Origin of the sequence: Tolumonas lignilytica (assembly GCF_000527035.1) — a bacterium.
In the GTDB taxonomy this organism is placed as follows: Bacteria; Pseudomonadota; Gammaproteobacteria; order Enterobacterales; family Aeromonadaceae; genus Tolumonas; species Tolumonas lignilytica.
The window spans coordinates 2,543,134-2,564,983 of record NZ_AZUK01000001.1 but is presented as its reverse complement, the minus strand read 5'-3'; the positions used below and the strand labels follow the sequence as shown (position 1 = coordinate 2,564,983).

The following is a 21,850-nucleotide window of genomic DNA, read 5'->3' as shown; positions in this document are numbered from 1 at the left end:
ATGTCTGCCGTATATCAGCCTTTGTTTATTTGACTAAGCGGATATTGCGCACTCTGAACTTAACATTACCTTGTGCTTCACCCCATGCAGGCAAGATAGCAAAAGGTTTGTTAATAGAAGTGATCTTATCATCAATACCTAAATCACTGAGGTTGATAGAAACAGGTGTCCAAGCGCCAAGAGCTAAGCCAGCTCCTAGCGGGTGATCAGGCCCGGTACCTTTTGTTCCTTCCATTTTAACGGTTAACCCTGTGGTATTTTGGGCATAAGAATCAACATACAACTCGAACTCCAGTTTACCTGCGGCCAAATAATTGGTTAGGTTTTGTGGGTCACCTTGAATAAACACCAACCCTTTATCACCAGCCGGCGCATCCGCATATTGAATATCAATTTCATCACCATTCACAGAGGTAGTAATTAAGCCGTCTACAGGGCTCCAGTCGCTGTCAGTGTGTGCAGTCCATGTACCGAGATAAGCATTCCATGTACTGCTGAAGGTGCCACCTACAAAGAGATTTGATGGTGATTCGTCAAGTGGCGTCAATGTTTCTTGTAACTTATCACAACTTACTGCGTCTGCGGCAGCATCTACTGATTTGGGGACCCAACGAATATTGCCCAGATCAAAATGTGCGGTGCCATCGGTATACAACAAAAATGGAGTATTTATTTTTGTATAATCCAAGCCACTAAAACACGCTAAAGGAACCTTAATCGTTTTCCAGATTTCAGTTGGTAGCGAATTCATGACTGAGGTTAATTTGACCTCAGAAAGACAAGGGTATTCGCAATGAACATCCAGGTTTACGCTCTTCGATGGGTATTCATGTATTTTTACATCAAATTGAAGTGTGGACTCTGCATTCAAATATGGAGTTCGATCAACACCTTTTTGATCAACTGTTTGTGCATAAATTTGCGCAGGTCCGGTTCCTAAGAAGGTAACTTCACGCGCATCATATTGATGCTGATAGTTGATAGCCGTTGTTTTTATATTGGGAAGTGCAGTATCAGCAATCACTGAATCTGTACCATTCCAATTACTCGGATCTCCCAATCGTAATACATGTTCACCAGTGGCTAATTTACCAAAGATTTCCATCGCATCAGTCGCGATGCCAGCATTAGATGGGTCAGTTTGATTACAACCGAAACTGCGATCGTCCAATGTGAGATTGTTCAGATCTTGTGTAGATATTTCACCATTAGTCAGCCCATAACCATATGCAAATAAGACATTATCTGCGTCTAACGCTTGTTCAAAATCAGGCAGAGTATAGTTTGGTATATTGCTTGGTATTTTATTTATTGTAGTGGCACATTTTTTATTTGGCCAAGTGTATGACAGCTTTCCTGTGAAAGGCTTATTGACCGAACCGTTGGCATTTTTAAACAGCACATCGGTAATACCACCCGCCTCTGTGCCGGGCAACCATGCAGCGACAAAAGCATCCGAGTGGTTAATTTCATCATTTACATAGAGTGGTCGACCTGAGAAGAATACAGTCACCACTTTGAACCCAGCAGCTTTTAATTCTTTTATTTTATCAAGATCAGCTTTATAGCTAGTTTTTAAAGCGGCAAATTCCAGTGTTTGTGAGTTCTTAATATCACCATACATTTCAGCGTAGGGGTCTTCTCCAATGACAACCAGTGCGACCCCTCCTGTCGGCATATCAGCGGCATTTGTGACAACGTTGTCTGTTCCGATAGCCTCTTTTAATGCAAGTTCAACAGTTTGAGCGCCAGGGAAATCATTAAGTGTATTGCCTGTACCTTGCCAAGTTAAACTCCAGCCGCCTGTTTGTTTTTGAATATCACTAGCAGCACTACCTGCTAACAGAATTTTTTGATTACGCGCTAATGGCAGAATATTGGCATTATTTTTTAAGAGCACTAACGACTCGCTGACGGCCTCACGAGCAAGTGCTTTGTGCTCAGCTGAACCAAGAATTTCCTGTTTACCCGCTAAAGATCGTAAACTTGGCTGTGGTTTATCCCATAACCCGGCACGCGCTTTGACACGCAGAATTCTAGTGACAGCATCATCAATACGTTCTTGTGGGATCACGCCGCTTTTAACTTTATTGATAACATCTTGGTAAAACGCTTTCCAATCGGCATTGGCAGTGACCATGAAAATATCAATACCGGCATTGACAGCGGCAGGACAACTATTGCTGCTACAACCAGCAACCTCTTGATGACCATTCCAGTCAGAAACTACGAGACCATCAAAACCCATTTGTTGTTTTAACACATCGTGGATCAGATATTTGCTGCCATGGATCTTGTAGTTATAGTCAGTGGCATGAGCACCCCTCGTCTCATCGGGTACTGAGTAGTTAGTGTCGTCATTCCAGCTATTAAATGAGGCCATAACGACTTGAGCACCTGCGTCCAAACCAGAGAAATAGCCTGTCGCATGAATATTACGCAGGTAGTCTTCGCTGTAATGATTTTCGCCACGATCGACTCCGTTGAGTGTTCCGCCATCACCGACAAAATGTTTTACATTCGAAATGACATGCTGATCACCTTTCAGATCAGTTGCTGAACCTTGGATCCCTTCAACCATTTTTCCAGCATAGGTGTGAACAATTTCCGGATCTTCGGAATAACCCTCATAGACTCGTCCCCAGCGGTCATCTCTTGGTGTGGTGACTGTTGGTGCGAATGTCCAATCTAAACCGGTGGCCGCGATTTCCTGGGCTGTCGCTTGGCCGATTTTATAAATCAAATCAGGATCATGCGCTGCACCTAATCCGATGTTGTGTGGGAATAAGGTTGCACCGTAAACATTATTATCACCATGAACAGCATCAGTAGCCCACATGAATGGAATCCAAAATCCACGCCCATCGAACGCTGTTTTAACTGCTAAATAATATTTATCAGATTCTTTGGCCCAATCTGCTGCGGTTGAATGTTTGTTTCCATTCGGATAGTTACCGCCACCATTAAGCAATGAACCTAGCTTATATTGTGCGGCCTCTTCCGGTGTCACTTGAGTTAGATCAGGCTGTATCATTTGTCCAACCTTTTCCTCAAGTGTCATTTGAGACAAAATCCCAGTAATAAATTGTTCCTGCGCAGCATCTGTTTTAATCGCGCTGTTTATTTTTGGCCAAGTTTTGTAATAAGGAACCGAACTAAATGATTCCGATGGTTTATTGACTAGACATCCGGTTAAGAGTGAAGCGCCAATAGCTATCGCTATTAACGAATGGCGAATTTTAAGTTTCACGATGACCATCCTTGTTTATTGTATGCGGTTTCTTGTATAAGAACTTATTATTCATTGATTTATAATGTTTTTTATTTTTACTTATAATTAAAATGTAACCGGATACATTTTAATTATAAAAAATTTGAAATCAAAAGATGTTTAGATCTGCATTGCTTGAATTATGATCAATAACACAAAATTTCTAATTGTCAGAAAAAACACAAACAAGGTGTCATCAGATGCCTTAGATAAGCCGCACAGGTACAAAATATAATTACATGATGATTTTTATAGATTTATTTATTTGTTAGATTGGATTTTCATGTCTTTTCATCTTGTTGATTGTATAGATGCTTATATAACAAGAATTGTGACAGATTGATAAACTCTATAGCTGAACTCCACTGTAAAATGTATCCGCTTACATTTTACAGTGGAGTTCAGTTTCGCACCTTAGAGCAGGTTGTGAACAGGAACTGCTAGTGTGGATTACATTGATTTAGATAATGAAGCTACTGAATGACGGTTTATCAATGAGGGAACCAGTGGCAGCTGTTCCTGAAGCGATCGTTCATTGAGCATATTTTCGATAATGTTCATAGCCCGATGAGCCATCTCTTGGATCGGTTGTTCAACTGATGTCAATGTAGGGTGAGTAAATGCGCAGGCCTCTGTGTTATCGAAACCAATAATAGAAAGTCGTTCCGGAAGCTGTTCACCTTGTTGCTGTAAATAGCTCATCACACCTAATGCCATTTGATCATTGAAACAAAATAATGCAGTTAGTTCTGGCGCTTGATTTAATAATTGATGAATGGCATGTCTGGCATTTTCAGCGCAAAAATTGCCTGAAATAAGCCATTTATCTGAGAATCTCAGTGCTTTTTTTTCAAACCAAGCCTTTACAGCAGAGAGCCTTTCGATATTTTCGACATTATCTTCGACACCTGTCATGATCCCAATACAGCGATGACCATGTTGATAGAGATTCTCAAGCGCAAGTGTCGTTCCCAATTGATTATCAACCACAATGGCGTGTTGTCGATATGCAGTACTTACACAATTCATAAAAACTGTATTTGGTTGTAACTGCAGAAGTTGCTTTAATTCGTTTTCTTTCATAAATGGGACACAAGCAACAATAGCATCACATTGACCACCGGACAGTTGTTTTACGGAACGATAAATATCATCAGCATTGCTATTGCCACATCGGATAATAGTTTGAAAACCACGCTGACGAGCTTTTTGTTCTAGTGCATCAAGTAGCATCGAATAATAGCCACCGCCAACATAGTCAACCAAAATAGCAATAACACCACTACGGTTTGTTGCCAATGCTCTGGCCATTTGATTAGGTCGAAAATTCAACGCTAACATGGCGGCTTCTACTTTTGCTCGTGTGATGGGTTTCACGGCTTCGGGGAAATTCATCACTCTCGACACAGTAGCAATGGATACACCCGCAAATTTAGCAACATCTCTCGCCGTACTCACTCTTTTATCCTATCCGCATAATTCATGCTTGGCATAATATCTTATTGCTCACGGTGTAGCTTCAAGTTTGAAGTTCAACATAGCTTAACGATACTCACGGATAAATTTCTCCGGAGTTTTAAATCCAAGGGCTTTCCTTGATCTCTTGTTTAATCTTCTGGCTAAGTCACTGCGATTCTGTTGGCTCAACAACTCAATATTCTTTTCTGGGGATGTATCGTCTTATCAAACCATTTGTATTTTCATTGGTTCCCCACCAAAGAATGATTGGGCGTCGCAAAGCAAGCTCAGGCGCAACATCTGTATTAAATGGAGAAAACTAAAACGTCCCTATCATTTCATAGAAAATGACTGAAGATCCGCAGATTAAATGAATTCTGACTGGCTGTTATTGAGTTTTAAATCATGAAAACCCGCTTGTTTTTACCTCCTCTCGGTATAACAACCATCTATGATTGGTTACATGACCTATCACGAAAACGGCAATATCTGCTCTTTATTCAGACCTTTGATCCAGATCATCCGATTTGAATCAGTTCTGTTTGCAAAATTTATCCCTCATCCCGTAACCTGTATTGCGCGTTGATCAGCATAATCATGCTCCACCGTAAAAATTTGTTATTCCATAGAATTAAAATGATTTAAGGGGTTTGGGGTGTCCGCAACATATTCAGTAAAACTCTACGATATTGTCATTGGCCATACCCAACTGGAGAAAGCCGACCCACCATTAGGCATGGTGGCAGGGAAAATGGAATTGCAAAATATCGATTCCGGCTATGACTTTTTTTCTGTGTACTGCAAAGAAACGGAAGCACAAATCAACGTGGATTACCCCGATTTTAAATTCATTGATGCTGAATCGATTCGCGGGCTTGGCGTATTTGACGCGCATGATGTGCAGGTCAACGGTGCCACCACCACGATTCGTGGTTTTGACAGCGACAGCTTTGAAATTGAAGTCGCAGGCATTCCTAAAACTGAATATGCAAGTTTATTTCCTGAACACACTGCCGCCTATGAGAACCAATTTAAAAGTCAGTTACGCAGCGAATAACTACAAATCAGAAAACGGACTGCGCACGCCACTGGCGCCATGCTGCAAAACATGGGTATAGATCTGTGTTGTTTTCACATCACTGTGACCCAACTGTTCCTGCACGGTACGGATATCCATTCCTCGGCCCAATAAATGTGTGGCAAAAGAATGACGCAGGGTATGACAACTGACGTTCTTCTCTATTTTTGCCTCGAATGCCGCTCGTTTTACCGCTTTTTGCACAGAGCTGGGATCAATATGATGACGGCGCAATGCTCCATTCTCCGGATCACGACTTAAGCTACGGGCTGAAAATAAAAATTGCCACAGTAATGACCTTGGGGCTTCGGGCATTTTTCTCGCCAGCGCAAACGGCATCCAGACCCCCGCATATTCTGGATGTGCCAGATCATGCTGATGATAAAACTCTACCTGTCGGATCTGTTCGCGTAAGGCGGGAACTAATTCGGCTGCCAACGTCACCCGTCGATGTTTACCGCCCTTGCCATTCCAGACCATGAGTGAAAGATAATCAAAATCAACATCTTGCACTCGTAGCCGCATGGCTTCCATTAAACGCAGACCACTGCCATACATCAACTGTGCCGGTAATCGCAAATGGGCTGGTAACACCGCCAATAGCGAGCGGATCTCGCTGGGTGTCATGACTGTGGGTAATTTACGTCCCTTCGTGCTTTTCTGAAAATTCAGCGCCAGTGTCAGTGGGTTATCGAGAAAATCTTTATATAAAAACGCCAATGCGTTCAGAGCCAGTGCCTGAGTCTTTACCGCCACTTGTCGTTCATTTGCCAAAAATGACAAGAAATGTTCAACCTCCATATCGCCCATTTCTGAAGGATGCTGATTCTGATTAAAGCGAATGAAATAACGGATCCAATAAATATAGGCCTCGATCGAGCTGTGTGAATATTGTCTAGTCACCATATATTCAAAGATTGATGCCAAAAAAGGGGATGATGGTTTCTGCATATCAGAGCAAGCCTGTATATAAAAACAGTTCTTTTGATGTTACTAAATTTTCCTCTGATGCCAGAATTTTTTATCTGGTCAATGCAAGTAGAGTTAAACTAACCTTTTGATTTTATTTTAAATAAATGAATCCTGTAAAAGATGACAGGTCATGAGCAAGGACATTTCAAACCGTATGGTGTCGTTGTAATTAACAGTCATGGCGACCGAGGAAGAAACGGAGTTATTTAATCGATGGGATAAAACATGCTAATATTATGTGCATGTAAAGCAAATCAACTCGGCGATGATACGGTTTTCATCTTCCGGGTCACATATTTAATCAAGTAAAGGTGCAAAATGAGCGGTTTACCTCAATGTCCGAAATGTAATTCGGAATACACATACGAAGATGGCAGCATGTATGTATGCCCTGAGTGTGCTAATGAATGGTCAAAGGATGCCGTTGCAAGCACTGAAGAAACCAAAGTGTATCGTGATGCCCATGGCAACGAATTAAAAGACGGTGATACGGTCACTGTCATCAAAGACCTGAAAGTAAAAGGTTCTTCTTTAGTGGTGAAAATCGGCACTAAAGTAAAAAATATTCGTTTGATCGATGGCGATCACGATATTGACTGCAAAATTGATGGCATTGGAGCCATGCAATTAAAGTCTGAATTTGTTAAAAAAGCATGATGATTCAAGACCGGATGTCTTCCATCCGGTTCTTTTCTAAAAACTGCTTCAACCACCGAATATCTGCTAAAATCGCTCAACTTTCCCGCAGTGAATCGTCTTGAAAAACTGCAATTCCTAATCAGGATATATTGTGACCAATAACGATATTTTACGTCGTCTACGCTATACCTTCAGTTTTAATGATTCCCAAATGATTGATATTTTTGCTTTAGTGGATCATCCGGTAACCCGAGCGCAAATTAGCAACTGGTTGAAAAATGATGATGATCCGGATTATCAGTCATGCCATGACGCTACATTTGCCCTTTTCCTCAATGGTTTTATTAATAAACGACGCGGTAAAAAAGAGGGTAGCCAGCCTGAACCTGAAAAGTCGTTAAACAATAATATCATTTTCAGAAAACTGAAAATTGCATTGGATTTTAAAGATGACGATATTTTGAAAATCATGGAACTGGCAGATTTTAAAATCAGTAGACATGAATTGAGCGCTTTTTTCCGCAACCCCGAACATAAAAATTATCGCGAATGCAAAGATCAGATATTGCGGAATTTTCTTAAAGGCATTCAACTGAAATTCCGTCCCGGCGATACCGCTACCTCTGGTTTCACATGGTAGCCCTGTATCGAGCCCATTGAGCTTATCCATGGGTGTCGACCATTCCCGTTTTCTGCCCCCCAAAAAATCCGTTTTGGGGTCCTTTCATCATGAACGCGAGCAAGACACCAAAGAATAGAGCAGACATCAGCCATGCTCATTGCCGACGATTTGATCTTCCCCCCTTTTTTAAGCATATATACGTGATAAAAAGCCTCAATCGGGAATATTTTTACAAATGGAAATCGCCATGTTTCAGGATGAACAGCTCCAAACGATCGTACAGCATTTGAGTGAGTTAGCTGAAGTCGAAGCCATTGTCTTAGCCGGATCATCTGCCACCCATACCAGCGATAATCATTCTGATTATGACGTGTACGTTTATAGCTCGGCCCCGCTTGAACTGACACAACGTAAACAGGCACTGGCAGGTCTTTACTCATATATGGAGTTCAATAATCAGTATTGGGAAACGGAAGACGATGGCGTTTTACTGAACGGCAAGGAAATTGAACTCATCTACCGGAGTTTTGACTGGCTCGAAAACAGATTAAAACACACTGTCATCGAGTATCAGGCCGAAACGGGTTACAGCACCTGTTTTTGGGCGAATGTGATCCATAGTGAGGTGTTGTTTGATCGCCACCAGCAATTCAGAAAATTACAGCAGCGCTACAATGTTGAATATCCGGTTCAATTACAGCGGAATATCATCAATAAGAACCGGGATTTGTTACGCGGAAAAATGCCCTCTTATTTTGGTCAGATCAAAAAAGCCCTGCTCAGAGACGATCTGATTTCTGTAAATCATCGTATTGCCGCATTTCTTGCCAGCTATTTCGATATTATTTTTGCGCTGAATAAAATCAAACATCCCGGTGAAAAAAAGATCCTGGCCATCTTAAACCAGCAAGCCCCCCTATTACCCCAAGAGATGGAACAGCAGCTTAATCAGATTCTGTCATTTCCGGCCTCAGGTTCCGGCGCATTATTAACTGCATTGAATCAACTAATTGAAACACTCGATCGGCTATTGATCCAAACCGGATTCAATATTCGCGAATTAACCTCCGACGACGCCGTCGTACATCAGTTATTACAAGCTTCTGGTTTGAACAGCAGCGATCTTCAGCAGCCGAATCTTTCGCTATGGGGATATTTTACCGGTGAACAATTAACGGGAATTATTGGTTTGGAACGTTATGGACATATTGGTTTATTGCGTTCTTTAGCTGTTCAACCCAGCGAACGGCAACAAGGTATTGGACAAAAACTGGTGGCTTACCTCGAACAGCAAGCGAGCGACAGCGGGATCCACCAGCTTTATTTACTCACCCAAACGGCGGATACGTTTTTCATCCAGCAAGGCTACCAACTGGTGGCACGTAAAGAGACGCCGGATGTTATTCAGCAGACCTCTCAGTTTTCTGCGCTATGTCCGGCATCCTCCCGCTTGCTGAGTAAATGGCTCAACGGTTCTATGCGTGATGATTAAGAACCAAAGAAATACGACAACTGGCGTCAGTATTTATGAACTACAGGAGAGCATCGAGCAGCCGGCTTTCTCTCGGGCCCAATCCGGCCGTTTTTGCGCATACGCTTCCTTGCCGGATTGTTCGGTATAAGGATGACGCAGAACCTCCAATAATTCTGCAATCGGCTGGTAATTGCCCTGCTCGGCATCCTCAATAACCTGCTGTGCCAGATAGTTGCGTAAAACATAGAGTGGGTTGACCCGATTCATTTTGGCTAGCCGTTCTTGCGCAGGTTGGCCGTCGGCCAGCACACGTTGGCCATAATCCTGAAGCCACGACTGAAAATCGACCTGATACTGCTGAAACAAATCGTCACGATAAAACACATCGGCCAGCACGGTAAGATCCGGCGTATGCGGCTCTACCACTGCCAGTTGCCGGAAGAACAGTGTCATATCCACCTCCGCCTGCTGTAACAAGGCAAACAGACGATCGACCAGCGCACTGTCGTTTTCCTGCCAGTGTGTAAACCCTAGTTTTGCTGCCAGCATCTCGCCGATCTCGCGGGCAAAAGCCTGATCAAATTGGGATAAACCCTCTTCCAGAACCGCATGATCGCTCATCACCGTGCCCAGCGCTTCCGCCAACCGCTGTAAGTTCCAACGGGCAATTGCCGGTTGCCGGCCAAAGCAGTAACGCCGCCCTTCCGCATCGGTGGTGTTGGGTGTCCAGTGCAGATCAAAATTATCCACCCAGCCATACGGACCATAATCCAGTGTCAGCCCAAGGATCGACATGTTGTCGGTGTTCATCACGCCATGCACGAAACCAACCCGCATCCATTCCACCATCAGCGTTGCCGTAGCCCGGCAGATTTCATGGAACCATCGCGCACGACGTTGCGTTGCAGGTTCGCCGGATAAATGCGGAAAATCGCGATCGATGGTGAAATCGATGAGCTGATTGAGTAGCTGATGTTCACCGCGCATGGCGGGCAGTTGGAAATGTCCAAAGCGGATAAAAGAAGGGGCAACCCGGCAGACAATCGCACCAGGTTCCTGCTTTGGATTTCCGTCATAAAACATATCGCGCCAGATCGACTCCCCGGTCAGTACCAGACTTAACGCTCGCGTCGTCGGTACGCCAAGATGATACATGGCTTCGCTGCAAAGAAATTCGCGAATGGAGGAGCGCAGCACCGCTTTGCCATCGCCACGGCGAGAGTAAGGGGTGACGCCCGCCCCTTTCAGTTGCAACTCCCAGCGCTGCTGGTTGTAAATCAGTTCTCCCAGACTGATGGCCCGGCCATCGCCAAGCTGCCCGGCCCACTGACCAAACTGATGACCGCCATAACAGGTGGCAAAGGGAGTCATCCCCGGCAAGACAGCATTGCCGGATAAAGCATTCAACCATGCGCCCGCTGTCAATTCTGCTTCTGGTATCCCCAGTAAAACCGCAACCTCACTGGCAAAGGCAATCAATTGTGGAGTTTCCACAGGCTGTGGAACCACCGGACTCCAGAACGCCCCCAATACCTGCCGGGGCTGGTTTTGCAGCGATGGATCGCCTGGAAGTTCATGAATAAAACGGTTATCAAAATAAAATGCGGTCATGGCGCAGCGACAATTCACGAAAAGACTCATACTCAGCTATACGAAAACGAAGCAGGAGTGATCACATTATCCGGAAAATCGCTGTTTCTTATGTTCGCACCGCATCAAGACAAATCTTGGTTATTGCAATTAAATGGCAAAAACGCGCAATTAAATTTCAAAAATAATAAAAAAACGCTATCTTTCATCAAAAATAGAGCAAGTCATGCACGTGACGTTTGACAAGTTTCGATAAAAGGCGTACACATAATCTAACAGTTCAAAAAGGACACGTTTATGCGCTTAACTTCTCTGCTTCTACTCCTGCTTATCGCGAATCATCGCGCGGGTATGTAGCAGCCAGAATTAAGGCAAAAACATAAAAACCCGTGCAGAGAGCGCGGGTTTTTTTATGCCGCCAGTGCACGAAACCAGTTATCGAGGATAAAGATATGTCAGATCGCGTCATCATATTCGATACCACATTGCGGGATGGCGAACAGGCGTTGCCAGCCAGCTTAACTGTACGTGAAAAATTGCAGATCGCGCTGGCACTGGAACGGCTGGGTGTTGATGTGATGGAAGTGGGTTTCCCGGTTTCTTCACCTGGTGATTTTGAATCAGTACAGACTATCGCACGTCAGATCAAAAACAGCCGCGTGTGTGCCTTGTCGCGCGCGTTGCCAAAAGACATCGATGCCGCCGCCGAAGCGTTGAAAGTCGCCGATCAGTTCCGCATTCATACCTTCTTGGCAACTTCCACCATTCACGTGGAAAGCAAATTGAAGAAAAGCTTTGAAGACGTGTTGGAAATGGGCGTGAATGCCGTGAAATACGCGCGTCGTTTTACTGATGACGTGGAGTTTTCTTGCGAAGATGCGGGTCGTACGCCTATCGATAATTTGTGCCGTATGGTGGAAGCCGCGATCAACGCCGGCGCCCGTACTATCAACATTCCGGATACCGTGGGTTACACTATTCCGACTGAATTCAGCGGCATCATCCACAACCTGTTCAACCGTGTGCCTAACATCGACAAAGCTATTATCTCGGTGCATTGCCATGATGATTTAGGCTTGTCGGTTGCCAACTCTATTGGCGCAGTGCAAATGGGCGCACGCCAAATCGAATGTACCATCAACGGTATCGGCGAACGTGCCGGTAACACTTCGTTGGAAGAGGTCGCGATGATCCTGAAAACCCGTCAGGATCTGATTGGTGTGCATACCAACATCAAGCATCAGGAAATTCACCGCACCAGCCAGTTGGTCAGCCAGTTGTGCAACATGCCGGTACAGCCAAACAAGGCCATTGTCGGTGCCAATGCCTTCTCGCACAGCTCCGGTATTCATCAGGATGGCGTCCTGAAAGCGAAGAACACCTACGAAATAATTACACCGGAAAGCGTCGGCTTAAATCAGAACACATTGAATCTGACTTCCCGTTCTGGCCGCCATGTCATCAAGCACCGTCTGGCCCTGTTGGGTTATCCGGAAGGCTCTTATGATTTGGATCAGATTTACACCAGCTTCCTGCAATTGGCTGATAAAAAAGGTCAGGTCTTCGATTATGATTTGGAAGCTTTGTTGTTCTTCTCTCAGATCCAGGAAGAGCCGGAACACTTTAAACTGAACTACCTGAGCGTGCAGTCTGGTGGCAGCGTGATGGCGACTGCCAGTGTCCGCATGAAAGTCGGTGAGGAAGAAGTGACCGAAGCTGCGACCGGCAATGGTCCGGTCGATGCGGTATATCAATGCATCAACCGTATTACCGGTTATGAAATCAATATCAGTAAGTATGATCTGAAGAGCAAAGGCATTGGCAAAGATGCACTGGGTCAGGTCGATATCGTCGCGGAATTCCAGGGCCGTAAATTCCACGGTATGGGCTTGGCGACTGACATCGTCGAATCATCAGCACAAGCCTTGGTGCATGTGATCAACAATATTTATCGTGCTTTGCAGGTCGCAGAGCATAAAGAACGTTTCGCACAAAAATCAGTCATGGAGACTCTGTAATGGCAAGTTACCAAATCGCGGTGTTGCCCGGTGATGGCATCGGTCCGGAAGTAATGGCCGAAGCGATCAAGGTGCTGGACAAGGTTCAGTCCGTTTTTGGCATCGAATTCAAATTCAGTCAGCATGATGTCGGTGGTATTGCCATCGACAATCACGGTTGTCCGCTGCCAAAAAGTACGCTGGAAGCCTGTGAAGCCGCAGATGCGGTGTTGTTCGGCTCAGTCGGTGGCCCGAAATGGGAACATCTGCCACCAAACGAACAACCAGAGCGTGGTGCCCTGCTGCCATTACGTGGTTATTTCAAACTGTTCTGTAATTTGCGCCCAGCACAGATCCACAAGGGTTTGAACGCGCTGTCACCGCTGCGTGCCGATATCTCCGATCGCGGTTTCGATATCGTCTGCGTGCGTGAACTGACTGGCGGTATTTACTTCGGTCAGCCGAAAGGTCGTGAAGGCGAAGGTGCAATGGAAAAAGCATTTGATACCGAGGTGTATCACCGCTATGAAATCGAACGCATTGCCAAGATCGCGTTCGAATCAGCGCGCGTGCGCCGTAAAAAAGTGACGTCTATCGACAAAGCCAACGTCCTGCAGAGCTCCATTCTGTGGCGCCAGGTGGTCACTGAAGTGGCGAAAGATTATCCGGATGTAGAACTGGGTCATATGTACATCGACAACGCAACCATGCAGTTGGTGAAAGACCCTTCACAGTTCGACATTCTGCTGTGCTCTAACCTGTTCGGCGACATTCTGTCTGACGAATGCGCGATGATCACCGGCTCTATGGGGATGTTACCTTCAGCCAGCCTGAATGCCGATGGTTTCGGTCTGTATGAACCAGCTGGCGGTTCTGCGCCAGATATCGCCGGTAAAGGTATTGCTAACCCGGTTGCGCAGATCCTGTCTGCCGCACTGATGCTGCGTTACAGCTTCAAAGAAGAGAAAGCAGCTCAGGCGATTGAGCGCGCGATTGCTGAAACACTGGCGGATGGCTATTTCACTGGCGATCTGACACAGGGCGCAGGCAAACATCCGGTGCAAAGCACCAGCGATATGGGTTCACAGATTGCGTCACGCATCCGGGAGATCTAAACATGGCTAAGACGCTGTATCAGAAAGTATTTGAAGCGCATGTCGTTTATGAAACGGCTGGCGAAACACCGATTATCTATATCGATCGTCATCTGGTGCATGAAGTGACCAGCCCACAGGCATTTGATGGCCTGCGTGAAAAGGGTCGTAAAGTACGTCGTACTGATCGTACCTGGGCGACCATGGATCATAACGTATCCACTACCACCAACGACATCAACGCGTCAGGTGAAATGGCCCGTATCCAGATGCAGACCCTGATGAAAAATGCCGAAGATTTCGGTGTACCTTTGTATGGTCTGAACCACAAATGGCAAGGCATTGTGCACGTTATGGGCCCAGAAATCGGCCTGACCCTGCCGGGCACCACCATCGTTTGTGGTGACTCACACACCGCCACTCACGGTGCATTCGGTGCACTGGCGTTCGGTATCGGTACTTCTGAAGTAGAACACGTGCTGGCAACCCAGACTCTGAAACAAAACCGGGCGAAAACGATGAAAATCGAAGTCACCGGTAAAGTGGGTCCAGGTGTGACGGCGAAAGACATCGTGCTGGCAATTATCGGTAAAACCGGTACAGCCGGCGGCACCGGTTATGTTGTCGAATTCTGTGGTACTGCCATCCAGGCACTGACCATGGAAGAACGTATGACCGTCTGTAATATGGCGATCGAACTGGGTGCCAAAGCGGGTATGGTCGCACCAGACCAGACTACCTTCGATTACCTGCAAGGTCGTCCGTTTGCACCGGAAGGTGCTGATTGGGATGCCGCAGTGGCCTACTGGTCAACGCTGAAAACCGACGACGGCGCACACTTCGATGCTGAACTGGTATTAGACGGTAATGCTATCGAACCACAAGTGACTTGGGGTACCAACCCTGGTCAGGTGATCAGCATCAACACGCCGATCCCAGCACCGGAAGATTTTACAGACCCCGTTGAACGCAGCTCTGCGCAGAAAGCGCTGGAGTATATGGATCTGAAAGCTGGTCAGAAACTGTCTGACGTGAAGATCGACAAAGCCTTTATCGGTTCTTGCACCAACGGTCGTATCGAAGATATCCGTGCAGCGGCTGCCGTTGCGAAAGGTCGCAAAGTAGCAGCAGGTGTGCAGGCATTGGTGGTTCCTGGTTCACAACAGGTAAAAGCACAGGCGGAAGCGGAAGGTCTGGATAAGATCCTGACCGAAGCCGGTTTTGAATGGCGTCTGCCAGGTTGCTCTATGTGTCTGGCGATGAACAACGACCGTCTGGAACCGGGCGAGCGTTGTGCCGCCACCAGCAACCGTAACTTCGAAGGCCGTCAGGGTCGTGGTGGTCGCACTCACCTCGTCAGCCCTGCGATGGCAGCTGCGGCCGCGATTGCCGGTCACTTCGTTGATGTTCGTGAATTGTAAGGAGAACCGCCATGCAAGAGTTTAAACAACACACTGGTCTGGCCGCTCCGTTAGACAGCGCCAATGTCGATACCGACCAAATCATTCCGAAACAGTTTTTGCAACGCGTTTCCAAACTCGGTTTTGGTCAGAATCTGTTTCACGACTGGCGTTTTCTGGATGATGCCGGTACACAGCCAAATCCGGATTTCGTACTGAACTTTCCTCGCTACAAGGGTGCTTCCATCCTGTTGGCACGGGAGAACTTCGGTAACGGCTCCAGCCGTGAACATGCGCCATGGGCGCTGGCTGATTTCGGTTTGAAAGCCGTGATCGCACCGAGTTTTGCGGATATCTTCTACGGCAACTCGCTGAACAACGGTCTGCTGGTGGTGCGTCTGAAAGAAGACGAAGTCGATGCGCTGTTCAAGCTGGTCGAAGCCAACGAAGGCCAGACCATCACGGTTGATCTGGAAGCCAAAGAAGTACGTGCGGCGGATTACTGCTTCAAGTTTGAAATCGATGACTTCCGTCGTTACTGCATCATGAACGGTCTGGACAACATCGGCCTGACGCTGCAGCACGCCGATGCCATTGATGCGTATGAAGCGAAACAACCGGCCTGGTTGTAATTCTTTTCTGACTCATCACGAGATAAAAAAGGGAATCTGCTGATTCCCTTTTTCTTTGCGCGCGAAATCTAACCAGCCCTAATTTCCACACCCGCCTGTAACAACGCTTCGCGTACTTTGCTTGCAAAGCTCACGGCATGAGTACCATCACCATGGATACAGATCGTGTCGGCTGCCACGTCAATCCACGCTCCGGTTGCAGTTTTTACCCGCTGTTCTATCACCATGCTCACTACCTGTTGCACGGCTTCCTCATCCGATTGTAGCAACGCATTGGGTTGTGAACGTGGCGTCAGCGAACCATCACTCTGATAGGAGCGATCGGCAAACACTTCACTGGCTACCCGTAACCCCGCCGCTTTGCCTTCGGCCACCAATGCACTGCCCGCCAAACCATACAGCAGTAATGAGGCATCCACATCCCGTACAGCACAGGCGATGGCCCGCGCCAGCGCCGGATCTTTTGCCGCCATGTTATACAATGCACCGTGGGGTTTGACATGATGCAGTGCAACACCGGATACGGTCGCAAACCCCTGCAATGCCCCCAACTGATACACCATCAGGTCATACACTTCCTGCGGGGAAACCAGCATATTACGACGGCCAAACCCCGCCAAATCCGGCAATCCCGGATGTGCTCCAATCGCAACGCCATGCACCACCGCCGCTTCCAGTGTTTTTCGCATTACGGAGGGATCTCCGGCATGAAAGCCACAGGCAATATTGACGGAGCTGACCAGCGGCATGAGTTGCAAATCAGCACCTAATGAATAGACGCCAAAGCTCTCGCCCATGTCACAATTCAAATCGATCTGCGCCATTCGTTTTATTCCTTATTCAGGCCAAGTGAAATTCGCGCCAAATAACGTTGCTGAACCGACAGCGCAGAGGCGGCTTCAGCTCGTGAGACAAGTTTGAAGTGCACATCGACGCCCGGTCTGAGTTGCCCTAATTTCCACAAATCCGCCTGAATGATGGTGGCAATGCGCGGATATCCTCCCGTCGCTTGTGCTTCCGCAGCAAGCATAATGGGCTGGCCATTATGCGGCACCTGGATCACGCCGGGGAAAACACCCTGTGACAACAACTCGCTTTGTACTGTACGGCTGAGTGTTTCCCCTTCCAGCCGAAAGCCCATCCGATTACTGTCGCTCGATACCCGCCAGCCGTGATTAAAAAAGGCCTGCTGTGCCTCGTCCGTAAATTCATGACACTCCGCACCGGCCAGTACGCGGATTGCCTGATTCAAGGGGGGCAATAACACGCCTCGGGCCATCAGTTTGCGGTGCGCTTTTTTCCCGAGCAGCAGTTGATCGCCATTCTGCAATTTCCGGCCAGCATAACCACCAAACCCGGCTTGTACATCTGTGGCCCGCGCGCCCATCAGCGACGGGACATCAATGCCCCCGGCGACAGCCAGATAAGCACATAGGCCGTTACGCGGTGAATTCAGGGTCAGTATGTCGCCAACTTTGGCTTTTCTTGCCCAACCTAACAGCACGGGCTTCTGATTCAGCGTGGCAAAACATTCACACCCTGCCAGTGCAAACCAGGTGTCTTTATGAAATCTGATTTGCGTAAGGCCGTAAAACATTTCCAGCCCCGCCGCATGGTCATCATTTGCCAGTAACCGGTTGGCAATTAGCAAAGATAAGCCGTCTAACGCCCCCGCCTGACTCACCCCCTGATGCCGCAAGCCATGACGCCCCAGATCCTGTACTGAGACCAGTGGCCCGGCCTGTAAAATTTCAATCATAGCAGGCTCCGTTGATCACAAACCGCACTCGATCGCCCGGCAGCCATAACGAAGGTGCATCGCGATGTGGGTCAAATAACACAGCCTCGGTGTGTCCGATAATTTGCCAGCCGCCCGGTGAAGCTTGCGGATAGACGCCCGTATACTCATCACCAATCGCGACTGAACCTGCTGGTACCACCTGCCGCGGCGAAGCCCGTCTTGGTGTCGTCAGCCTTTTTGACATTCCGCCCAGATAGGCAAAGCCCGGCTGGAAACCGAGAAAAAATACCGTGTATTCCGCTTCGCTGTGAAGACGCACCACCTCTCGCTGACTCAACCCGGTCTGCTGTGCAATCTCTGCCAGATCCGGCCCAGCCTCACCGCCATAGTTCACCGGAAGTTCGATGTGCCGTGCGGTGTGCGACAACGCATCGATCTGCTCCCATCCGCGCAACAAACTCGCCATCAAGGCGGTGCCATCCTGTTGGGTTGCATCAAACTGCAGTGTCAGATTATTCATGCCCGGCACAATTTCAGTGATCCCCGGCATCTGTTGATAAGATGCCCCCAATGCCCAGATCTTTTGCTGATGAGCGAATGAAACCGGCGCGGGCGCCTGCAGGGTGACCGCATTTTCACTGGCCCAGTAGCAGCGGGCTGACTGTTTTTTCGACATAGATTCTCCGCGGTTGAATGCATACCGTTGGCTCAAATCGGGCACAGGGTGCTGTTTTCTCCCGTTATCAATAGCATAAAAATCACCGGAATTCAGGGTTGTCGCCGCTCAGTTGCCAGGCATTTGCATTCACATCTGATTGCTTTCCGGCTCCACTCTGGCAACATGAGCCGCAATATGATGTCGTAACGGGAGTAAACTCATGACACCGACTCCACCGGTGAAACACCTGTGGCGCAACTTCTTGATGCTGTTAAAACCATTCTGGGCATCGAAAGAAGGCAAAACCAAAGGCCTATTACTTTTATTGGTTGTGCTGGCACTCTCCGCAGGTTCCGTTTATTTACAGAAAGTCCTGAATAGCTGGCATAACCAGTTTTATAACTCCATTCAGGGGTATGATTTTCCTCAATTTAAAAGTCTGTTATTGACCTTTTGCTGGCTGGCGGCCATTTGGGTGTTGGTGGGTGTTCATCGCACTTACTTCAATCAGATGTTACAAATCATCTGGCGCCGCTGGCTGACGCAACATCGGATCTCGCACTGGCTGGCCAACAATAACTTTTACCGGTTGCAACTGACCGACCGTCAGACGGATAACCCCGATCAACGTATTGCAGAAGATATCAACGAATTTGTCGGCTCAACACTATCGCTGTCGATCGGCTTTCTGTCACAGATTGCCACACTGTTTACTTTTTTGAGCGTGTTGTGGACATTATCAAAGCCCTCCACTCTCTCTATCGGCAATACCTCGTTCCATTTGTCGCAGGGGTATATGGTCTGGGCCGCCCTAGCCTATTCCGTCTTTGGCACGATACTGACTTTCTGGATTGGTCGCCCGTTGGTCAAACTCAATTTTAACCAGCAGCGTTACGAAGCAGATTTCCGTTTTTCTCTGGTTCGTATGCGCGAAAATGCCGAAGCCATCGCCCTGTATCAGGGATCTCAGGAAGAAGGTGGATATCTGCGTAACCGCTTCCTGCAGGTGGTCGATAATTTCTATGCTCTGATGAAACGTCAAAAAGTACTGGGCTTTTTTACCCTGGGCTTTAATCAGACCGCAGTGATTTTCCCTGTGGTGTTAGGCGCTCCACTCTATTTTGCCAAGCAAATCACCCTGGGCGATTTGATGCAGACGTTGTCTGCATTTGGCATTGTGCAAGGTTCCATGTCATTGCTGATCGACAACTATACCGATTTGGCCCGCTGGAAATCGGTCGTCGACCGTCTTGCTACTTTTGAACAGGGCTTGCAGCAGGCTGAAAATCTGCCTCGCCTGCAACCCGAGAAAACGGGTCATGCATTGCAACTGCAGCAGGTTGGCATCACTCAACCAGATGGCACCTGTCTGATGGAAAATGCCAACTGGCAACTGACAGCGGGCGATTCATTATTGATTCAAGGCCCGTCAGGCTGTGGCAAATCAACATTGCTGCGTACCCTGGCAGGGTTATGGCCGTTTGCCAGCGGCAAAGTGAACTATCCTGAAAATAGCCAGTCGCTGTTCCTGTCACAAAAACCTTACCTGCCGCTGGGCAGCCTGCGTCAGGCGTTGAGCTATCCATTGGCCGAAGTCAGCAATACCGAAGCGGCCAGAGTGTTGCAGCTCGTCGGCCTGGAAAAACTGACCGCCCAACTGGACAATGTGGAAATGTGGGGACAAATCCTCAGTCTCGGTGAACAGCAGCGCGTCGCCTTTGCCCGCATACTGCTGGTTGAACCCAATGTTCTATTCTTAGATGAAGCCTCTTCGGCGCTGGATGAACAGAGTGAAGCCGAGCTCTATCAATTGCTGCGTAAAGAGCTGCCGCACACCATCATCGTCAGTGTCGGTCATCGCAGCACATTGCAACCGTTCCATGAGAAGACCCTGTTATGGCAAGCAAACGGACAATGGCAATTCGCCTGATCCCGCTGTGTTTAGCACTGGCGTTGCTTAACGGCACAGCCAGTGCGCAACAACAAGCCTTCTCGCGCGAAGGCCTGCAACTGCATTATGTCTGGAAATACGATAATGCATCGACTCAGGCCTTTACGCTCACGTTACCTGCAGAGACCGCCTTACCACCCTGGAGTGCATGGCGCTCTGCGCAGGCAGATGCGTTTGTATTTCAGCAATTGGTGCGTGATGCCCGGGAACAGTATCCGGATGTCAGCTTCCGTTTTCGTCAGACGGCCGACGGTGGCCGGGTTGATTATCAAACCAGCGACGAAAAGCTGCTCCCGCAGATCAAAAGCTGGCTGGCACAGCAACAATCCACGCTCTTCAATGCCTATCTGGATCAGCACTACTATAAACGGCATGGCGGTAACGACAGTCATTTAATCCGACCTGATCATGTCCGGATCGCGGCCGACAGCAGCCCTGAATTACAGGAAATCGCACAGACGCTACAACGAGTCATCGTCGCGTCTGCCACAGAAGAACAGAAAAAGCGCTATCCGAACGATGAAAAATCGCTGGTGACAGCCGGTCTGTTAGATTTTGTGCAATCGATTCCTTATGACCCCCTGCAATCCAGTGATGGTTTGCGAGGCGTGACGTTTCTGATGCCGGAGCAGGTGCTGGCACAAAATCGTGGCGACTGTGATAGTAAAAGCGCCCTGATGATGGCCTTACTGGCAGCGCTTTATCCCGACTTGCCACAAGCGATTGTGTATATTCCGGATCACGCTTTATTGGCCGTTGCGCTTCCTGCTTATAGCGGAAATGAAGAGACAGTTGCTATTGAAGGGCAGCCCTTTCTGCCCCTGGAGGTTACCGGCCCGGCCGAATTGGCACCCGGTGTATTGGGAGAAAAAAGTCGTCTGTATCTTCGCAGCCATGAGTATCAATATGAGCGTTTTCACCCGACAGTGACAAATTCGACCCCTAATTGAACTATCTCATCGATCGTTTCCAACCTCACTATTTTGGCATCGGCAACAAAAGGCGGTAATGCATTGCTGTTCGTCGATAAACTCACACTCAGGATTTCCTCCAGCGTAAACTGAGTATCGGTCTCCACCTCAATGGCCATGCCGTTGGCGCTGAGATCCCGGCAAGTAGCGAGAATATGTTCAGAACCGCGAATCAGAGTAACAGGCGCATTGATCACCATACGCATGAAAGTGCGTCGTTCGCGGGTGGTTGTCAGCATAGTTATCTCCTTGAATAGGGGTTAGAAAACGTTTTCAACTTCGATATATTTAATCAGGTATAG

At 47.6% G+C, this 21,850-nt stretch carries 19 protein-coding genes; 11 read left to right on the top strand and 8 right to left on the bottom strand.

The window, feature by feature from the left end:
* Window positions 1-25 precede the first annotated feature (25 nt).
* Window positions 26-3,250, bottom strand: a complete 3,225-nt coding sequence (locus H027_RS0111900; RefSeq protein WP_237657950.1) for a glycoside hydrolase family 3 protein — start codon at window positions 3,248-3,250, stop codon at window positions 26-28.
* 471 nt (window positions 3,251-3,721) lie between these two features.
* Entirely contained in the window at window positions 3,722-4,729 is a 1,008-nt protein-coding gene (locus H027_RS0111895) for a LacI family DNA-binding transcriptional regulator (RefSeq protein ID WP_081741489.1), read from the bottom strand.
* Window positions 4,730-5,384: 655 nt separating this feature from the next.
* On the opposite strand from H027_RS0111895, the gene H027_RS0111885 reads away from it, so the two are divergent.
* Complete coding sequence (locus H027_RS0111885) at window positions 5,385-5,786, top strand: hypothetical protein (RefSeq protein ID WP_024872680.1); 402 nt, start codon at window positions 5,385-5,387, stop codon at window positions 5,784-5,786.
* On the opposite strand, the gene H027_RS0111880 is transcribed toward H027_RS0111885, so the two are convergent.
* A complete protein-coding gene (locus H027_RS0111880) occupies window positions 5,787-6,758 on the bottom strand; it encodes an integron integrase (protein WP_024872679.1) in 972 nt (323 codons plus the stop codon). It abuts the gene before it with no gap.
* A 339-nt stretch (window positions 6,759-7,097) separates the two neighbouring features.
* Here H027_RS0111880 and H027_RS0111875 point away from each other — a divergent pair, with 339 nt between their 5' ends.
* The 3 genes from H027_RS0111875 (at window position 7,098) to arsN2 (ending at window position 9,532) form a co-directional block, all read left to right on the top strand.
* Entirely contained in the window at window positions 7,098-7,436 is a 339-nt protein-coding gene (locus tag H027_RS0111875; protein WP_024872678.1) for a zinc ribbon domain-containing protein YjdM, read from the top strand.
* Between the two features lie 133 nt (window positions 7,437-7,569).
* Window positions 7,570-8,058: a YehS family protein gene (locus H027_RS0111870; RefSeq protein WP_024872677.1), complete on the top strand. Its 489-nt coding sequence runs from the start codon at window positions 7,570-7,572 to the stop codon at window positions 8,056-8,058.
* Between the two features lie 229 nt (window positions 8,059-8,287).
* Window positions 8,288-9,532, top strand: coding sequence for an arsenic resistance N-acetyltransferase ArsN2 (gene arsN2, locus H027_RS18695; RefSeq protein ID WP_024872676.1), 1,245 nt, complete (start codon window positions 8,288-8,290; stop codon window positions 9,530-9,532).
* Between the two features lie 33 nt (window positions 9,533-9,565).
* On the opposite strand, the gene H027_RS0111855 is transcribed toward arsN2, so the two are convergent.
* Window positions 9,566-11,125, bottom strand: a complete 1,560-nt coding sequence (locus H027_RS0111855) for a protein adenylyltransferase SelO (RefSeq protein WP_024872675.1) — start codon at window positions 11,123-11,125, stop codon at window positions 9,566-9,568.
* On the opposite strand from H027_RS0111855, the gene H027_RS18835 reads away from it, so the two are divergent.
* The 5 genes from H027_RS18835 to leuD all read left to right on the top strand — a co-directional run bounded on the left by H027_RS18835 (window position 11,090) and on the right by leuD (window position 16,227).
* Complete coding sequence (locus tag H027_RS18835; protein ID WP_152536720.1) at window positions 11,090-11,347, top strand: hypothetical protein; 258 nt, start codon at window positions 11,090-11,092, stop codon at window positions 11,345-11,347. The two genes, H027_RS0111855 and H027_RS18835, sit on opposite strands and share 36 nt — an antisense overlap.
* 209 nt (window positions 11,348-11,556) lie before the next feature.
* Complete coding sequence (leuA, locus tag H027_RS0111845; RefSeq protein ID WP_024872674.1) at window positions 11,557-13,122, top strand: 2-isopropylmalate synthase; 1,566 nt, start codon at window positions 11,557-11,559, stop codon at window positions 13,120-13,122.
* Window positions 13,122-14,216: a 3-isopropylmalate dehydrogenase gene (gene leuB / locus H027_RS0111840; RefSeq protein WP_024872673.1), complete on the top strand. Its 1,095-nt coding sequence runs from the start codon at window positions 13,122-13,124 to the stop codon at window positions 14,214-14,216. The genes leuA and leuB overlap by 1 nt, the downstream gene beginning before the upstream one ends.
* 2 nt (window positions 14,217-14,218) lie before the next feature.
* Window positions 14,219-15,616 (top strand): 3-isopropylmalate dehydratase large subunit, encoded by a 1,398-nt coding sequence (leuC, locus tag H027_RS0111835; protein WP_024872672.1) that lies wholly within the window; start codon window positions 14,219-14,221, stop codon window positions 15,614-15,616.
* An 11-nt stretch (window positions 15,617-15,627) separates the two neighbouring features.
* A complete protein-coding gene (gene leuD, locus H027_RS0111830) occupies window positions 15,628-16,227 on the top strand; it encodes a 3-isopropylmalate dehydratase small subunit (protein WP_024872671.1) in 600 nt (199 codons plus the stop codon).
* A gap of 68 nt (window positions 16,228-16,295) precedes the next feature.
* On the opposite strand, the gene H027_RS0111825 is transcribed toward leuD, so the two are convergent.
* The 3 genes from H027_RS0111825 to pxpB are packed head-to-tail and all read right to left on the bottom strand — an operon-like array spanning window position 16,296 to window position 18,644.
* Window positions 16,296-17,051 (bottom strand): LamB/YcsF family protein, encoded by a 756-nt coding sequence (locus H027_RS0111825; RefSeq protein ID WP_024872670.1) that lies wholly within the window; start codon window positions 17,049-17,051, stop codon window positions 16,296-16,298.
* Window positions 17,052-17,056: 5 nt separating this feature from the next.
* Entirely contained in the window at window positions 17,057-17,986 is a 930-nt protein-coding gene (locus H027_RS0111820) for a 5-oxoprolinase subunit C family protein (RefSeq protein ID WP_024872669.1), read from the bottom strand.
* The gene (pxpB, locus tag H027_RS0111815) at window positions 17,979-18,644 is read right to left on the bottom strand and encodes a 5-oxoprolinase subunit PxpB (RefSeq protein WP_024872668.1); all 666 of its coding nucleotides are present in this window, start codon (window positions 18,642-18,644) and stop codon (window positions 17,979-17,981) included. The genes H027_RS0111820 and pxpB overlap by 8 nt, the downstream gene beginning before the upstream one ends.
* Before the next feature lie 202 nt (window positions 18,645-18,846).
* Here pxpB and H027_RS0111810 point away from each other — a divergent pair, with 202 nt between their 5' ends.
* Window positions 18,847-20,556 (top strand): ABC transporter ATP-binding protein/permease, encoded by a 1,710-nt coding sequence (locus H027_RS0111810; RefSeq protein WP_024872667.1) that lies wholly within the window; start codon window positions 18,847-18,849, stop codon window positions 20,554-20,556.
* Entirely contained in the window at window positions 20,523-21,527 is a 1,005-nt protein-coding gene (locus H027_RS0111805; RefSeq protein WP_152536719.1) for a hypothetical protein, read from the top strand. Before H027_RS0111810 ends, H027_RS0111805 begins: the two co-directional genes overlap by 34 nt.
* Here the strand turns inward: H027_RS0111805 and H027_RS0111800 are convergent.
* Complete coding sequence (locus tag H027_RS0111800; protein ID WP_024872665.1) at window positions 21,494-21,787, bottom strand: PilZ domain-containing protein; 294 nt, start codon at window positions 21,785-21,787, stop codon at window positions 21,494-21,496. The genes H027_RS0111805 and H027_RS0111800 overlap by 34 nt on opposite strands.
* Window positions 21,788-21,850: the final 63 nt, after the last annotated feature.

What these genes read in the sequence shown, in the direction of transcription:
- leuD (WP_024872671.1), top strand. Translation starts at nt 15,628, where the DNA reads ATGCAAGAGTTTAAACAACACACTGGTCTGGCCGCTCCGTTAGACAGC.
- pxpB (WP_024872668.1), bottom strand. Translation starts at nt 18,644, where the DNA reads ATGTCGAAAAAACAGTCAGCCCGCTGCTACTGGGCCAGTGAAAATGCG.
- H027_RS0111825 (WP_024872670.1), bottom strand. Translation starts at nt 17,051, where the DNA reads ATGGCGCAGATCGATTTGAATTGTGACATGGGCGAGAGCTTTGGCGTC.
- H027_RS0111800 (WP_024872665.1), bottom strand. Translation starts at nt 21,787, where the DNA reads ATGCTGACAACCACCCGCGAACGACGCACTTTCATGCGTATGGTGATC.
- leuA (WP_024872674.1), top strand. Translation starts at nt 11,557, where the DNA reads ATGTCAGATCGCGTCATCATATTCGATACCACATTGCGGGATGGCGAA.
- leuB (WP_024872673.1), top strand. Translation starts at nt 13,122, where the DNA reads ATGGCAAGTTACCAAATCGCGGTGTTGCCCGGTGATGGCATCGGTCCG.
- H027_RS0111875 (WP_024872678.1), top strand. Translation starts at nt 7,098, where the DNA reads ATGAGCGGTTTACCTCAATGTCCGAAATGTAATTCGGAATACACATAC.
- H027_RS0111855 (WP_024872675.1), bottom strand. Translation starts at nt 11,125, where the DNA reads ATGACCGCATTTTATTTTGATAACCGTTTTATTCATGAACTTCCAGGC.
- arsN2 (WP_024872676.1), top strand. Translation starts at nt 8,288, where the DNA reads ATGTTTCAGGATGAACAGCTCCAAACGATCGTACAGCATTTGAGTGAG.
- H027_RS0111805 (WP_152536719.1), top strand. Translation starts at nt 20,523, where the DNA reads ATGGCAAGCAAACGGACAATGGCAATTCGCCTGATCCCGCTGTGTTTA.
- leuC (WP_024872672.1), top strand. Translation starts at nt 14,219, where the DNA reads ATGGCTAAGACGCTGTATCAGAAAGTATTTGAAGCGCATGTCGTTTAT.
- H027_RS0111810 (WP_024872667.1), top strand. Translation starts at nt 18,847, where the DNA reads ATGACACCGACTCCACCGGTGAAACACCTGTGGCGCAACTTCTTGATG.
- H027_RS0111820 (WP_024872669.1), bottom strand. Translation starts at nt 17,986, where the DNA reads ATGATTGAAATTTTACAGGCCGGGCCACTGGTCTCAGTACAGGATCTG.
- H027_RS18835 (WP_152536720.1), top strand. Translation starts at nt 11,090, where the DNA reads ATGAATAAAACGGTTATCAAAATAAAATGCGGTCATGGCGCAGCGACA.
- H027_RS0111880 (WP_024872679.1), bottom strand. Translation starts at nt 6,758, where the DNA reads ATGCAGAAACCATCATCCCCTTTTTTGGCATCAATCTTTGAATATATG.